Genomic DNA, 15085 nt, shown 5'->3' with positions numbered 1-15085 from the left:
CCGCCGCTTTCTCAGCATGGAGGGGTCACGGTTGGACCGTTACCCGACCCTTCAGCTCTGCCATGGTCTCCGGGGTGTTGGCCGGGCCGGGGATCGCGTTCCCGGCAGCGGCCTGCCCGTTGGCGGTGCCGAGGTTCTCGGCCCCGACCTTGGCGACGCAGTGGCAGTTGCCAGCGATGGTCGTGGTCGCGACGTTGAAACCGCTGATGGTCACGACCGGGTCCTGCCGGCCGAGCTCGTCCGCGGCGTACGTCTCGGTGATGGTCTGTGATTGTCCCGGCCACAGCGTCACGTAGTTGTCGCTGTAGGTGGCCGGCCTGACCTGGCTGTCACCGGAACCGGCGGTCGAGCCGCGCCCCCGGTGCACGTCGACCCGCACCATGAACGCCACGGTGTCGGACTTGTTGGTCAGCGTGACGTCGGTCGCGGTGTCCTGCCCGCCGGAGAGCCCAGACTGCCGGTGGGTGACCGCGCTGGCCTGGATCTTCGTGTCGGGCAGCAGGCCGTTGGCCGGGTCGGCCGTCGGGCTCTGCAGGTTGCGAAGGTCGCCGTAGGTGGACAGGTTGGGGTAGGCGCTGCCGGTGTAGGTGGGCACGTCGTTGATCGTCGACAGCCAGTAGACGTTGCGGTCGACCACGTGCGTTCCCCGCTTGAGGGTCAGCTCCAGGAAGTAGGTCTTCTGCGGCGTGCCGTTGACGTCGGGCAGCGTCGGGTTCGGAACGGTCAGGAGCTGGTTCATCACGCCCTGGCTGGGCATGGTGATGCCCGACGCGTTCTGGGTGGTCAGCACGTTGCCGCGCATGTCGTAGGTCTTCGCGCTCACCGACAGGCCGCTCTGGGTCTGACCGGTCAGGTTGGACACGCCCACCGTGCGGTTGTCGGGGTCGGTTTCCGGTGCCGGGTAGGCGTAGTAGACGTGCAGGGCCTCGTTGGCCTTCTTGGCTCCGAAGTAGGTGCCCGCCTGGTCGAAGTCATACCCGTACAAGTTCCAGAGCAGGCTCGGCATGGGCTTGTTCATCATCCAGTAGACGAGCCCGGTCGAGGGCGAGTCGGTCCTGGTCGAGTGGTCGAGGTAGGCCTCGAACTGGGCCCGCACCGTCTCGTAGTTGATGGCCTGCGCCTTGCGGACGAAGTCGGCCACGCTCGGGTTGTCGTTGTAGAGACCCGTGGCGCCCGGCGGGTTGGTCGGGCAGGTGACCGGGTTGGCCGTCCACGTGCCGTAACGCTGGCAGATCGCGGTCGCGAGCACACCGACGTGTTGGAAGCTCGAGTAGCTGGTGCCGCTGCTCTGCTCGCCCCGTCCCGAGTTGAAGTTCGCCAGGTTCGGCGAGGTGACCATCGCGGTCTGGTCGGCCGGCGTCATGAACCGGTTGAGCGAGTCCTGCGTCGGGATGGTCGATCCGGGGCTGGACTCGGTCTGGAACGCCCACGCACCACCGCGGTTGACGAACTCACCGCTGGTGCACGGATCGTTGCCCGTGCGGCCCTTGCAGTTGGAGCTGTAGGCGTAGCTCGGCGGGAACCAGTTGTAGGGGCCTTCCTTCATCCCCGACGGCCCGAGGGTGTCGGTGGACTTGTATTCCGCGGAGGCCATCACCGGGACGGTGAAGTCGGTCTCCTTGAATCCCTTCAGGACACCCGCTTCCTGACTTGCCGAGGGTACGTTGTCGCTCCAGCTGTAGAAGACGACGCTGGGGTGGTTGCGCTGCTGGGTGCCGAGGGCCACCGCGGTGCGGTAGTTGGTCTCCTCGTCCTTCGCGGTCCAGCGGGAGCCTTCTTCCCAGTAGTTGCAGCACAGGAACCCGCCGTAGATGAGCAGCCCGGCCCGGTCCATCTGCTCGTAGAAGTCGTCGGGCTGGTCGTCTCCCTCGAGCCGCAGGCCGTTGAGGCCCATCGACTTGATGAGCTGGATCTGGGTCTCGATGTTGTCCTTCGAGTAGCGCAGGAACATGTCCTGGTCCATCATCCCGCCGCCGCGGAAGACGAACGGCTTGCCGTTGATGGCGAACCAGCGCGAGCCGTCGTAGGCCTGGCTGCCCGGCGCCGAGAGCCACGAGTCGATGGTCCGGATCCCGAACGCCGTCCGGTAGGAGTCCGAGACCTTCTTGTTCCGCGCCACGTTCATCGACAGGTTGTAGAGCGGCTGGTCGCCCATCTGGTAGGGCCACCAGAGCTGGGGGTGCTTGACGTGCAGGTCGCGATCGGTGCTCGGGTCGAAGACGACGTCTCGCTTCTCGCCGGCCTTCAGGCTGAAGGTCTTACGCACGTTGATCGGGTGCTTGCCCTGCGGGTCGGTGATGGTCGCGTTGACGGTGGCGGTCGCGGATTTCCTCGACGTGTTCGTCACGGTGCCCTTGACCGTCAGGTCGGAGCTGCTCAGGTCGGCGGCGTTGGCCTGCACGACGTGCGCGTCGTCGAGCCGGAACGTCTCCGACTGGTGCAGCCGGATCGGGTATTTGATGCCGGTGTTCTGGTCGCGTGCGGCCTGCGTCCAGTCGTTGAAGTCCTGGGTCAGCATCTCACCCGGGTTGTTGGGGTAGATCTTGAAGGCCAGCGCGTTGGGGCCGCTGCCGTTCACCAGGTCGCTGATGTCGAAGGTGTAGGTGGGCTCGGAGCCCTGGATGACATCCTTCGTGGCGAGCTGGACGCCGTTGACCCACAGGTCGGCCTGGCCCATGATGCCGCGCACATCGAGCAGCACGTTGCGGTCGGCGCCGCCGCGCGCGCTGAACTCGGTGCGGAACCACCACGGCACGTTGTATTGGTCGTTGGGAACGCCGTGCGCGTCGGGTTGCTCTCCCTGACACGCCGTGAGGTTCTCGGAGTAGAAGATGTTGTTCGCGCCGCATTGGTCATCCGGCGGGATGTTCTGCAACTGTGCCGCGACGACGCTGCCGACCGCATGCGCGTCGTTGGTGTGCACCGGCAGCCAGCCTCGCGGCGAATAGGTGCGCCGGGAGATGAGGTCGCCGGTGTCGGGGGTGCTGGTGCTGTTCTGCACCTGCCATTTCCCGTCGAGGTCGACCGACGATTCCACGTTGGACGACGCGCTGCTGGGCGTCGCCGGGACGGATGTGAGCAGAGAGGTGACGAGGACGAGGGGTAGGGCCAGTGCAACGGTGAATCTTCGATTCATCGGGGGGTACCCTCCTTCACCGGGCAGGGGGATGGTGGCTATCTGACGCCGACCGCTTCGACAGCCAGTGCGAGTGCGCCGAGCAGCGGCGCGTCGTCGATGAACGTTGCCGGGGCGAGTTGTGGCGGGAACGGAACCGCCCGGGGAAGCAGGGCGGCGATTCGGGGCAGGATGCGCTCGGCGGCGCCCATCATTCCGCCGCCGATGACCACTCGTGCCGGGTCGAGGGTGATGCACAGGTTGGCCACGGCCTGGGCCAGCGTCCGCAGCGCCTCGTCGATGAGCGCGTCCACCCGCGGGTCGCCGACCATGGTGAACAGTTCGGCGGCGGCCACCGGGCGGCCGACCAGTGCCGAGCCCTGGCTGGCCAACGCGCTGCCGGACACCAACTCCTCCAGCGGCGCGTGGCCGTCGGCGAAGCTGGTGTCGCGGGTGGGGTCGAGCAGGTAGCCGATCTCACCGGCGGCGCCGTGCGCGCCACGGACGACGCGGCCGTCGACCACCAGCGCCGCCGCGAGGCCCGTACCCAGATTGATGTAGATGCCGACGTCGACGCCGCGCAGCGCTCCCCAGCGCAACTCGGCCGCGGCGGCGGCGTTGACGTCGTTGTCGATGACAACCGGTGTGTCGCCGTAGGCGTCCTTCATCAGCCGTGGCAGCTCGAGCCCCTCCCAGCCCGGCACGTTGGGTGCGAGCCGGATCCGCTCGCCACGGACGACGCCGAAGGTGGACACTCCGACGGCGACCGGCGCGGCGACCATGCCCTGCGCGGCCTCCAGCGACCGCCGCACCACCTCCTCGGCACTCCCGCTCGTCGGGATCCGCAGCCGGGTCGACGAGACCGCCGGCGACCATCCCTCGTCGGCCGTGGCCAGCGCGACCTTGGTGCCGCCGAAGTCGATGCCGAGGACTTGAGCCGCCGTCACTGCTCACTGCCTCGACGGGACAGCGAGTCGATGGCAACTGCCGCCGCGAGCACGATCGCCGTGACCATGAAGCGGATCGACGAGTCCACATTGAGCAACAGCATCCCGTTGGTGATCGACTGGATCACCAGGATGCCGAGCAGTGCCGCATATGGCCGGCCCCGCCCACCGAACAGCGAGACGCCGCCGATGACCGCCGCGGCGATCGCCATCAGCAGGGTGTCGCTGCCCCCGGAACTCTGGTTGACAGCGGCCAGCCGGCTGGCCGCGAGAACACCGCCGAACGCGGCCAATGTGGACGCCAGGACGAACGCCACGATCCGCAGCCGGGTGACGGGGATGCCGGCCCGCCGCGCCGCCTCCGCATTGCCACCGATCGCGTAGATCCACTGCCCGAACACCGTGTTGCGCAGCACCAGGTCGAGAGCGACGACCAACGAGCCGAAGATGACCAGCAGCAGGGGTACGCCGCGGTCTGCGCTCAACACGAGCACGGCGGCGCCGAGCAGCACCGCGAGCCCGGCGATGCGCAGCGCCGAGCCGCTCAGCGGTGACAGCGGCAGGCTGGCACGCCGGCGCAACCGCCTGTTGAGCACGGCGCTCGTGGCGACGACGCCGACGATGAGCACGACGATCAGCCAGCTCACCCATGGCGGTAGCCAGGTGTCGCTGAGGCGGGCGATCGCGCCGTCGAACGGGAGGTTGATGGTGCCGCCCCGGCCCAGCACGTAGAGCAGCAGCCCTTGCCAGCCGATCAGGCCGGCCAGCGTCACCACGAACGACGGCATGCGCAGCTGCGTGAACATCACCCCGTGCACGAGGCCGATCACCGCACCCAGGCCGAGGGCGATGACGACGGCGAGCAGGGCGGACTGGCCATGCCGGACGTGCACGATGGCCAGCACCGCCGCGCACAACCCGCTGACCGAACCGGCCGACAGGTCGATCTCGCCGAGCAGCAGCACCATGATGATGCCCAACGAGATCGTGCCGGTCGCGGCGAGTTGCAGCGCGAGGTTGGTGAGGTTCTCGGCGGAGAGGAACTGCTCGTTGAGCGAGCCGAACACGATCGCGATGACGACGAGTCCCAGGACGACCGGCCAACTGCCGACGCCACCGGGCCGGGTGGCCCGGTCCGCCGAGCGACCTGGCCAGCGAATGGCTTTCGCTAATGTGGTCACGCTGCGGCTCCGGTGATTGCGGCCACGATCGTCTCCGGGCTGGTGTCGGCGGTTCGGAACTCGCCGGCGTTGCGGCCCAGCCGCAGCACGACCGTGCGGTCGCTCACGGCGCGCACGTCGGCGAGGTTGTGCGAGATGACGAGCACGGCCAGGCCGCGATCGCGCAGGCGCCGGATCAGGTCCAGCACCTGCGCGGTCTGCTCGACACCGAGCGCGGCGGTCGGCTCGTCGAGGATGACCAGCCACGGGTCGCCAACCAACGCCCGGGCGATGGCGACCGACTGACGCTGGCCGCCGGAGAGCATCGCCACCGGCACCCGGATGTCCTGGATCCGCACGTCCAATGAGGACAGTAGTTCCCGTGCGGTCCGTTCCATCTCAATCTTGCGCAACAGCGACCAGCGTCGTCGTTCCGAGCCAAGGAACAGGTTCCCGATGACATCGAGGTTCTCGCACAGCGCGAGGTCCTGGTAGACGGTGGAGATGCCGAGGCTCCTGGCCTGATGCGGGTTGTTGATCTGCACGGACAGTCCGTCGCGCTCCATCCGCCCCTCGTCCGCGGAGACGGCACCGGAAATCACCTTGATCAAGGTTGACTTGCCGGCGCCGTTGTCGCCGACCAGCGCGACGACCTCGCCCGCGCTCAGGTCCAGGTCGACCGCGTCGAGAGCCCGCACCGCACCGAACCGTTTTGACACTCCTCGCGCTGCGAACATCTACTGGATTCCCGCCTCGGCGCAGGCGGCGGCCACAGCGCCGGTGCAGATCTCGCTGGCCTTGTAGAAGCCGTCCTTCACGATGGTGTCCTTGACCTTGTCAGCGGTCACCGCGATCGGGTCGAGCAGGAACGAGGGGATGTCGGCCGAGCCGTTGTTGACCTTGGTGGTCGCAGGCGGCTGCTCGCCCTGGCTCAGCGCGACCGCCAGCTCGGCGGACTTCTCGGCTTCGCTGCGGATGTCGAGGTAGATGGTCATGTATTGCTCGCCGGTCAGGATCCGCTGCACGGCCGCCAGCTCGGCGTCCTGCCCGGTGATCGGCGGCAACGTGGTGTAGCCGGCCCGCTTCATGGCGGCGATGGCGCCGCCGGCCATGCCGTCGTTGGCCGAGAGCACACCGACGATGTTGTCGCGGCCGAGCGCGGTGATGGCCTGTTCCATCTGCTGCTGCGCCTTGTCGGGACTCCAGTCCGGCGTGTCGAACTCGCGCCCGATCTGGACCTTCCCGTCGAGGATGTTGTGTGCGCCCTTCTTGTAATCCGCGGAGCTCGGGTCCGTCGGCGCACCGTTGATCATCACGACCTTGCCCTTGTCGGTCGTCCCCTTGGCGTTGAGGGCGTCCAGCAGCGCCTGACCCTGCGCCTCACCGACCCGGACGTTGTTGAAGGACACGTAGTATTCGTAGGAGATGCCGGAGATCAGCCGGTCGTAGGCGATGACCGGCACCTTCTTCTGCTTCGCCTGGTTGACCAGCGAAGCCGCGGCAGCCGCGTCGACGGCGTCGAGCACCAGCACGTCGGCGCCCTGCGCGAGCGCCGCCTCGAACTGCTGCTGCTGTTTGGCGGCGTCCTGGTCGGCGTTGTTGTAGACCAGCTTGCAGGTCGCGCAGAGCGACTTGACCTTGGCCTCGAACAGCGGCCGGTCGAACGCTTCGTAACGCGTGGTCTTGGACTCGGGTAGGAACAGCGCGATCGTCGGCGCATCTTTCGCCGGCGTGTCGGAGCCGGAATCCGAATCCGACCCGCTGCCGCAGCCCGCGGCCGCGGCCAGCAACGCGGTGCTCAGTAGGACAAGGAACCACTTAGGTCTCATGGGGTACCCCTCGTTGGAGGTTCAGGCCAGCAGAATGCACCCCGCCCTCGCCATTTAGCAAGGTGTCTAACGAAATTCGTATTGGACCTTTACGAACCCGTGTGAGAACGTGATCTGGTGCCGACTCACCAGACCGCAAGCACGACGAGCATGTTGCGGGTCATGAACGAGCGGGCGGTGTTCGGCGAGATCTTCCGGCTGGGTCCGGTGTCGCGGCCCGAGCTCGCCCAGGCCACCGGCCTGTCCAAGCCAACGATCTCGGTCGCTCTCAGCAACCTCGGCCGCGCCGGGCTGGTGCGCGAGGTCGGGCTGCGCGCGGGACCGGCGGGCCGTTCCGCGCTGCTCTACGAGGCCCGCCCCGAGGCGGGCTGGGTGCTGGCGGTCGACATCGGACGGGCCTTCGTCCGGCTCGTGCTGGCCGACCTGGCGGGAACGATCGTCGCCCGGATCGACCACCCGTCCGGCAGCCCGCATCCGACGGACCTGCTCCCCCAGTTGACGGAGTTGGCCGACCGGCTGACCGCGCAGGTCGGCATCGCCCGCGCCGACGTCACCCTGGCGGTCTTCGGCACACCCGGCATCCATGACAAAGAGACCGGTGCGCTGCACCTCGCGCCCAACCTGCCCGGCTGGGACCAGCCCGGCGCCGTCGACCGGTTCACGGCGGTGTCGCCGTCGCCCTTCCTGGTGGAGAACGACGTCGACCTGGCCGCGGTCGGCGAGGCGACCTACGGCCTGGGCCGGGAGGTCGCGCACTTCGCCTACGTGTCGATCGGCACCGGCACCGGCATGGGCATCGTGATCGACGGCAAGCTCTACCGCGGCTCGCGGGGCTGCGCCGGCGAGATCTCCTACCTCCCGATCGGCGAGGGCGACCCATTGCAGGACGACCCGACCGCCGCCCGCCGAGGCATGTTCGAGACGGTGGCATCGGCTGACGGCATCGTCGCGGCAGCCCGGCGGCTGGGCTGGGCGGGTGCGACCAGCGCCAAGGAGGTCTTCGACGCCGCCCGGGCCGGCGAGCCGACCGCCCGACGCGCGGTGCAGGTCGAGGTCAACCACGTCGCACACGCGCTGGCCGCGGTGACCGCGGTGCTCGACCTGGAACTCATCGTCCTCGGCGGCGGCGTCGGCGTGCAGGGCGGCGACCTGCTGATCGGCCCGGTCCAGGACCGCCTACACCACCTGGTGGCGCTGCAACCCCCACGGATCGAGGTATCGACCCTCGGCGCCGACGCCGTCCTCATCGGCGCGGTGGCCGTCGGCGTCACGGCCGCCCGCGACCTGGTGCTCGACCGCACCGTGGCGGCGACCGGCTGACGCGCCTGGAATATGTCAGCGGCGCAGGGCTCGGCGCGCCAGTGCGTTGCCGAGGAACTGTCCAGCCTGGACGATGACGATGATGGTCGCGACCGTGATGTAGACGACCGGCCAGTTGTAGCGTTGCGAGCCGTACGTGACCGCGAAATCGCCCAGGCCGCCGCCGCCGAACAGGCCGGCCTGGGCCGACATGTCGACCACGCCGACGAAGATGAAGGTGTAGCCCAGGATCACCGGGCCGAGCGCCTCGGGGACGACGACCGTGAGCAGGATGCTGATCGGGCGGGCGCCGCCAGCGCGGGCTGCCTCGAGGACGCCCGGTTCGACCGCCAGCAGGTTCTGCTCGATGATGCGGCTGACCGCGAACGCCGCCGCGAGTGACAGGGCGAAGGTGACCGCGTTGGTGCCGATGGTGGTGCCGATCGTGTGCAGCATCAGGGGCTGGATGGCGGTCAGGAAGATCACGAACGGGATCGGCCGGACGATGTTGACCAGGATGTTGACGGTGATGAAGACGGCGCGGTTGGCCATCAGGCTGCCCGGCCTGGTCGCGTAGAGCACCAGGCCCAGCGCCAGGCCGAGCAACCCGCCGACCACGACCGAGATCCCGACGATGTAGAGCGTCTGCCCGATCGCCTGGCGGAAGATCGGCAGGTTGGTGATGAACTCGTCCACGTCAGGCCTCCTCCTCGGTCACGTCGACGCCGTCGGCGCGCAGTGCCGCCAACGCCGCGTCGATGCCGGCGTCCGGGCCGGTCAGCTCGAAGGTGAGGCTGCCGACCGCCCGTTCCTGTAGCTCGCTGATCCCGCCGAAGATGATGCCGGCGGCCACGTTGTGCGCGAGGAAGGTCTTGGCCAGGGCGGTCTGGAACCCCGTGCGGTCGCGGACCGCCACGCTGACGATCCGGCCGCTGTGCGTGCGGCGCAGCCGTTCCAGGGTCTGCGCCGACGGGCGGTCGCGCAGCGCTCCGCGGACGAAATCGGCGGCCGCCGGGGTTTGCGGGTTGGCGAACACGTCGTACACCGTGCCGGTCTCGGCGATCCTGCCCCGGTCCATCACCGCGACCCGGTCGGCCACCGCGCGGATCACGTCGAGCTCGTGGGTGATCAGCATGATGGTGACGCCCAGCTCGCGGTTGACCCGGCCGAGCAGACCCAGCACCTCGGCGGTGGTCTGCGGGTCCAGCGCGCTGGTGGCCTCGTCGGCCAGCAGCAGCGACGGGTCGGTGGCCAGCGCGCGGGCGATGCCGACGCGTTGTTTCTGGCCACCGGAAAGCTGTTCTGGATGGTCGTGCGCGCGGTCGAGGAGCCCGACGAAGTCCAGCAGCCGGGCCACCCGCCGGTCGCGTTCCGCACGATCGACGCCGGCCACCTTGAGGGGGTAGGCGACGTTGCCGGCGACCGTACGCGAGCGGAACAGGTTGAACTGCTGGAAGATCATCCCGATATCCCGGCGTACGGCACGGCGGTCCCGTTCGCGCAGGGCGGTGATCTCCTGGCCGCCCACGTACACCTGACCGCTCGTCGGGTTTTCCAGGCCGTTGATCAGTCTGATCAGCGTGCTCTTGCCGGCGCCGGAGTGGCCGATGACGCCGAACACCTCACCCTTGGCGACATCCAGGCTGACCGAGTCCAGCGCCGCGACCCGGCCCCGGGCGAACGTCTTGGTGACGTCGGCCAGGCGTACGTGCGTCATGGCCTACTTCTTGCCCGCTGCGACGGCCTGGTCCTGCACCGTCTTGAGCAGCGACTGGAGGTCGGCCGGCGGCACCTTGCGGAAGACGGCGGTTCCGCCGTTGGAGGTCTGGACGCCCTGCTCCACGCTCGGGTCGTGGTAGAGCTCGGCCAGCTTGAGGTAGGTCGCGTTGTCCTTGTCTGCGGCCCGGGAGACGAAGAGGTTGACGTAGGGCGCGGCGCTCGTGCTGGCCGGGTCGTCCTGGAAGAGGACCGCGGTCTTGGCCAGCTTCGCGCTGGTGGCGTAGTTGTTGTTGACGATCGCGGCGGCCACGGAGCCGGCCTGGAGCGCCCCGGCGGTCTGTGAGGCGTCGAGCGTCACCACGTCGACCTTCTTGGTCTCCACATCGGACGTGCTGGAGAAGGCCGAGCCACCGCCCTTCAGCGTGACCAGCCCGGCCGCCTGGAGCACCAGCAGGCCACGGGCCTGGTTGATGGCGTCGTTGGGGATCGCGACCTTGGCGTCGGCCGGCAACTCGGCCGGCGCCTTGTATTTCAGCGAGTAGAGCGGCAGCGGGTAGACCGCGGTGGCCCCGATCGGCTGGAGGTCGTCGCCGGCGGTGGCGTTGTAGTTGGCCAGGTACTGGATGTGCTGGAACTGGTTGAGGTCGATCTGCTTCTCTTTCAGCGCCGGGTTCGGCTGGCTGTAGTCGCTGAAGTTGACCAGGGTGACCGTCACGTTCAGCTGCTGCTTGGCCAGGTCGACATACGTTTTCCAGTACGGCTCGGAAGCGTCGGTGACCCCGATGCGCACGGTCTGCGCGTCACTCGTGGCGCTGGAATCGTCACGGTTGGCCACGACCGCGGTAATCACACCGGCCGCGACGACGACCACGGCGGCCGCTGCCAACCAGGGCCAGCGGCTGCGCTTGCGGGTGGGCAGCACAGGCTGGTCGGCCGGCGCTGGCTGCTGCGGATCGGACGGTGTCGACGAGGACATCACACTGCTCCGGAAGTTGAAACGGGCTCAGGAAGCAGTCACGATAACCTACATATCCGATAGGTGAAATGTGTTTCATGTCTACTCGGACGCGAGACGTTGGCGACTAGACCATAGCCTAGTAAGTCAGTAGGATTAGTAGGCTGACTGCTCCGGTCCTCGCGGAGGTGCTCATGGCGCTGCCCCTGGCCAGTCCCGTCGATGTCGCGACCTACGGTCACTATTCGTTCGACACGTCCGGCACCCGTTATCGCTTCACCGGGCGGATCGCCGCCGACGGGCCGTTCCCGCCCGAGCCGGGCCGCTACCACGTCTACGCCGGTTGGTTCTGTCCCTGGTCGCAGCGCATCACCATCACCCTCGCCCTCACCGGCCTCACCGGCACGGTCAGTGTGTCCTACGTGGACAATGCGCGGGACGGCCGAGGATGGGCGTTCCGGGAACGCTACGGTCCCGACCCGGTCAACGGGTTCACGCTGCTCCGCGAGGCATACCAGGCGACCGAGCCCGGGTTCGCCGGGCTGGTGTCGGTGCCCGCGCTCTGGGACCGCGAGAAACGACAACTGGTCAGCAACGCGTACCCCACGATCGAACTGGATCTGGCCACGCGGTTCGGACGCCCGGTCGTCGACGTCTACCCGGCCGGCCAGCGTCCGGAGATCGACGCGCTCGACGAGTGGATCGGCCCCTCGGTCAACCACGGCGTCGGTGCCGCGGCGACCGCCGGGCCGGAGGGTGCCCGGGCCCGGGCCGGGCTCCTCGACGCCTTCGCCCGGCTCGACGAACGGCTCGCCGGTCAGCCGTTCCTGGTCGGCGACGCGGTGACGCTCGCCGACATCCGGCTCTGGGTGACGCTTGTCCGTTACGACGTCGGGCCCAACGCCCAGCGCGCGATCCATCCCGGCCTGCACGAGTTCCCGCACCTGTGGGCCTACGCCCGGCGCCTCTACACGATCCCGGCCTTCCGCGACACCACAGACTTCTCCTCGTTCGCGCTGCCGGGCGTCGAGCTACCCGACTGGACGGCGGTGAGCGCGTGACGCTGCACCTCGCGGTCGCCCTCGATGGGGCCGGCTGGCATCCGGCCGCCTGGCGCGACCCAAACCCGAGCACCTCGTCCGCCACCGCTGGCGCACCGGCGACGTGGTGATGTGGGACAACCGAAGCACGGCGCACTACGCCAACCGCGACTACGGCAGCGCGCACCGGGTCATGCACCGCATCACCCTGCGCGGAGACGAGCCCTACGGACCCTAGCTTCGCCCGTCCGGCAGGATCGGACCCATGACCGGCCAACTTCGAGTCACCTGCGGCGTGGTCGTTCTCGACGAGCGCGACCGGGTTCTGCTCATCCGCCGCGACGGCGAAGGCACCTGGGGCATACCCGGCGGCGGCCTGGAACCCGGCGAAACCTGGGAGCAGGCAGCCCGCCGCGAATGCCTTGAGGAAACCGGCTGGGACATCGAGCTGGACGGTCTGCTCGGCGTCTACAGCGATCCGGCGACCCAGACCCATCGCTACCCGAGCGGCGCGGTCGTGCAGTTCGTCGGCGCGGTGTTCCTGGGCCGGCCAGGAAGCCGGACGGCTACGCCAGACGGCGAAGCGACGGAACTCGGCTGGTTCCCGCTCGATCGACTCCCGGCGCCGCTGTTCGCGCCGGACGTGCCCGTGCTGCGCGACGCGAGCCATCGCCACGACAGACCCTTCGTCGGTTAGACCGGCTGCGACACGGCAGGCGCCGGCTTGCGTTGCGTGGTCGCGGACCAGCCCAGCGCGCCGATCACGATCCCGACCAGCGGCAGCACGAACAGGCCGAGCTGGTATTTGATAGCTGTGTCGCCGACGCTCATGCGCACCTCGAAGGGGGTGCTGTGTGCGACGTTGGGGTCCGGGTTGGCCCAGATCAGATCGACGTGACCAGGGAACGCGAGCATGGTGCCGATGGTCAACACGCTGAGCACCAACGCGGCGGCGCCGCCCGCGTAGAGCCCGCCGAGGTTGCCGCCCAGCCGTCCCGCTGCCCAGAATCCGGCCGGCAGCACAGCGAACAGGACGATGGTGTAACCGGCCGCCAGCCAGCCATTCGCAAGGTGCAGGCGATTGCCGAGCGGCATGAGCGCGTAGGTGATCGCGGCGGCGCCTGCCCCGAAGCCGGCGCCGGCGGTCAGCTGCGCGGGCATGACCCGGGTGCGGCGTGCGGTGGCGATGAGGATCGCGGCCGCGTAGCCACCGATCGTCACAACGATGACCACCGCGCTGACGACGGCCCCGCTGCGCATGTCGGCTTCCCAGTTGCGCTGGTCGAACGCCTGGAAGTGGTCGAACCGGCTGCCCGCGAAGCGCGAGAGGCCGGCCATCACCAGCACGAAGCAATACACCGCGACATACCCGGCGGCGCGCACGACCCGGACGGCCCGCTTGTCGGCGACCGGCCCGAACACCGGGCGAGCCACCCACGGCAGCACCGCCAGCACGAGCACAACCACGACCATCGTCACCCGGCCCGCCGGGACGGCCGGGTTGGCCGATCCGGGATGCCAGCTCAGCCCGACCATCACCGCGCCCGCTGCGACGCCGGCGACCGTGTAATCGGCTCTGCGTGTCACGTCAGCCTCCCGAATCACGGCGGAACTCTATCTAGATAGACTTGTCGTGTCGAGAGCGCTGCCACGGACTGACGATGTTCGGACAGTTCGCCTTATCGGCGTTCGCGGCGGCGGGCCAGGGCCTGGCCCGCCGGGAACGCGTCGGCGAAAGCTCGCAGCAGTGTGATGGTCTCCTGCACGGGCTGCCCGTCGACAAGGGTCTCGATGGTGTGGTGGAGGCGCGCCTCCACCACCGCGACCTCGCGCGCCAGCCGACCGCCGGCCTCGGTGAGGGTCAGGGTGACGTGTCGCCGATCAGCCGGGTCGGGCTCCCGGTTGATCAGACCGGCCTTGACGAGTCGGTCGACCAGCCTGCTCGGATTGTCGCCCGTCTCGCACACGAGCAACTCCCCCAGCCCGGTCAGCGTCAACGGCTGATGGTCGGCCAGCACGCGCAACGCTTCCGCCTGCGATGGGGTCAGGTCCAGTGGGCGAAGGTCGGTGGCGAAGAGGCGGTTGCCCTCGCGCTGGATGGCCAGGATCAGGTAGCGGAGCTCCTCGGCCGGTGTCATGGCCGCTCGACCATGGGGTTGGCCGCGCCGGCGAGCAGGGTCGCGGCGTTGGGGTCGTGTGCGGCCAGGACCGTGAGCCCGGGGTGGCGTTGGCGCAGTGCGTTCACCATGCCGACGGTAGAGCGCATCCGGCGCCGATCGCCAGCGCCGGGGATCTTTCCCGCACGGAGCAGGTCGGCGTCGTAGGTGAGGTCGCCGACGAGCAGCAGCGGTGCGTGGTTGGGGCGGCGGACCAGCATCGACAGCGAGCCCGGAGTGTGACCGGGGGTGGGCAGCAGGACGATGCTGCCGTCGCCGAACAGGTCGTGGCCGGCCGTGAACGGCCGCAGGCCGGGGTCGCTGATCGGTTCCGGCTCGATCTGTTGCCAGCGCAGGCCCGGCAGGTCGATGTGGGAGCGCAGGAAGCCGCGTGACTCGGGCAGTGGTCGCCGCATGGTGCGCCATTCGGCGCGCGTTGTCATGACCGTGGCGTGCCGGAGCTCGGGCAGCCCGCCGATGTGGTCCTGGTGCAGGTGGGACAGCACCGCGGTGCGCACGTCCGCGATGTCGTAGCCCAGCGAGCCCAGGCCGGCGGTGAGCGTCTGGTCGGGCTCGATGGCGAACTTCGCGAGGCGGTCGTAGACGACGCCGTTGAAGCCGGCCGGGAAGTACTGGGGATCGGTGACCGAGGCCCGGTCCTGGCCGGTGTCGAACAGCACCAGGCCGTCACGGTGCTCGATGACGTAGGCGTTGATCGGCCGGGGCGCGGTCCACCGCTGCGAGGTGAACAGCCAGAGGTAGAGCGGCTTCCAGGTCGGCCCGACGTGCTCGGGGTGGATTTCGACGGAGCCGGTGCTGACCACCGAGACGCGGCGGATCGGATCTGAGCTCATGGCGGGAGTCC

The 15085-nt window shown here is 68.9% G+C and carries 15 protein-coding genes; 4 read left to right on the top strand and 11 right to left on the bottom strand.

Annotated features, from left to right (window positions below; all coding sequences use genetic code 11):
- Positions 1–25 precede the first annotated feature (25 nt).
- Genes DFJ67_RS25525 through DFJ67_RS25505 form a run of 5 tightly spaced genes read right to left on the bottom strand, consistent with a single transcriptional unit; the run spans position 26 to position 7051 of the window.
- Positions 26–3136, bottom strand: a complete 3111-nt coding sequence (locus DFJ67_RS25525) for a glycoside hydrolase family 2 protein (protein ID WP_116070334.1) — start codon at positions 3134–3136, stop codon at positions 26–28.
- A 38-nt stretch (positions 3137–3174) separates the two neighbouring features.
- Positions 3175–4062 carry an ROK family protein gene (locus DFJ67_RS25520; protein WP_116070333.1) on the bottom strand — a complete coding sequence of 296 codons (888 nt, stop codon included), beginning with the start codon at positions 4060–4062 and terminating at the stop codon, positions 3175–3177.
- Positions 4059–5243 carry a sugar ABC transporter permease gene (locus DFJ67_RS25515; RefSeq protein ID WP_116070332.1) on the bottom strand — a complete coding sequence of 395 codons (1185 nt, stop codon included), beginning with the start codon at positions 5241–5243 and terminating at the stop codon, positions 4059–4061. The genes DFJ67_RS25520 and DFJ67_RS25515 overlap by 4 nt, the downstream gene beginning before the upstream one ends.
- On the bottom strand, positions 5240–5920 hold the full coding sequence (locus tag DFJ67_RS25510) for an ATP-binding cassette domain-containing protein (protein WP_239097453.1): 681 nt from the start codon (positions 5918–5920) through the stop codon (positions 5240–5242). Before DFJ67_RS25510 ends, DFJ67_RS25515 begins: the two co-directional genes overlap by 4 nt.
- A gap of 39 nt (positions 5921–5959) precedes the next feature.
- Entirely contained in the window at positions 5960–7051 is a 1092-nt protein-coding gene (locus DFJ67_RS25505) for a sugar ABC transporter substrate-binding protein (protein ID WP_116070330.1), read from the bottom strand.
- A gap of 162 nt (positions 7052–7213) precedes the next feature.
- Between DFJ67_RS25505 and DFJ67_RS25500 the strand changes: the two genes are divergently transcribed.
- Positions 7214–8371 (top strand): ROK family transcriptional regulator, encoded by a 1158-nt coding sequence (locus DFJ67_RS25500; protein ID WP_170215976.1) that lies wholly within the window; start codon positions 7214–7216, stop codon positions 8369–8371.
- Between the two features lie 15 nt (positions 8372–8386).
- Here the strand turns inward: DFJ67_RS25500 and DFJ67_RS25495 are convergent, their stop codons facing one another.
- Genes DFJ67_RS25495 through DFJ67_RS25485 form a run of 3 tightly spaced genes read right to left on the bottom strand, consistent with a single transcriptional unit; the run spans position 8387 to position 11045 of the window.
- Complete coding sequence (locus tag DFJ67_RS25495) at positions 8387–9046, bottom strand: methionine ABC transporter permease (RefSeq protein WP_116070328.1); 660 nt, start codon at positions 9044–9046, stop codon at positions 8387–8389.
- Between the two features lies 1 nt (position 9047).
- A complete protein-coding gene (locus tag DFJ67_RS25490; protein WP_116070327.1) occupies positions 9048–10067 on the bottom strand; it encodes a methionine ABC transporter ATP-binding protein in 1020 nt (339 codons plus the stop codon).
- 3 nt (positions 10068–10070) lie between these two features.
- Positions 10071–11045, bottom strand: a complete 975-nt coding sequence (locus DFJ67_RS25485) for a MetQ/NlpA family ABC transporter substrate-binding protein (protein ID WP_116070326.1) — start codon at positions 11043–11045, stop codon at positions 10071–10073.
- 173 nt (positions 11046–11218) lie between these two features.
- On the opposite strand from DFJ67_RS25485, the gene DFJ67_RS25480 reads away from it, so the two are divergent.
- From DFJ67_RS25480 to DFJ67_RS25470, 3 genes are all read left to right on the top strand, one after another.
- Positions 11219–12085, top strand: a complete 867-nt coding sequence (locus DFJ67_RS25480; RefSeq protein WP_116070325.1) for a glutathione S-transferase C-terminal domain-containing protein — start codon at positions 11219–11221, stop codon at positions 12083–12085.
- A gap of 109 nt (positions 12086–12194) precedes the next feature.
- A complete protein-coding gene (locus DFJ67_RS25475; protein ID WP_239097454.1) occupies positions 12195–12302 on the top strand; it encodes a hypothetical protein in 108 nt (35 codons plus the stop codon).
- Positions 12303–12329: 27 nt separating this feature from the next.
- A complete protein-coding gene (locus DFJ67_RS25470) occupies positions 12330–12761 on the top strand; it encodes an NUDIX domain-containing protein (protein WP_116070324.1) in 432 nt (143 codons plus the stop codon).
- Here the strand turns inward: DFJ67_RS25470 and DFJ67_RS25465 are convergent.
- From DFJ67_RS25465 to DFJ67_RS25455, 3 genes are all read right to left on the bottom strand, one after another.
- Positions 12758–13651 (bottom strand): hypothetical protein, encoded by an 894-nt coding sequence (locus DFJ67_RS25465; RefSeq protein ID WP_147315598.1) that lies wholly within the window; start codon positions 13649–13651, stop codon positions 12758–12760. The genes DFJ67_RS25470 and DFJ67_RS25465 overlap by 4 nt on opposite strands.
- 92 nt (positions 13652–13743) lie before the next feature.
- Positions 13744–14202 carry a MarR family winged helix-turn-helix transcriptional regulator gene (locus DFJ67_RS25460; protein ID WP_116070322.1) on the bottom strand — a complete coding sequence of 153 codons (459 nt, stop codon included), beginning with the start codon at positions 14200–14202 and terminating at the stop codon, positions 13744–13746.
- Positions 14199–15074 carry an N-acyl homoserine lactonase family protein gene (locus DFJ67_RS25455; protein WP_116070321.1) on the bottom strand — a complete coding sequence of 292 codons (876 nt, stop codon included), beginning with the start codon at positions 15072–15074 and terminating at the stop codon, positions 14199–14201. The genes DFJ67_RS25460 and DFJ67_RS25455 overlap by 4 nt, the downstream gene beginning before the upstream one ends.
- Positions 15075–15085: the final 11 nt, after the last annotated feature.

Origin of the sequence: Asanoa ferruginea (assembly GCF_003387075.1) — a bacterium.
Lineage (GTDB): Bacteria > Actinomycetota > Actinomycetes > Mycobacteriales > Micromonosporaceae > Asanoa > Asanoa ferruginea.
The sequence above is the reverse complement of the archived record's forward strand: the minus strand, read 5'-3'. Positions and strand labels throughout refer to the sequence as shown.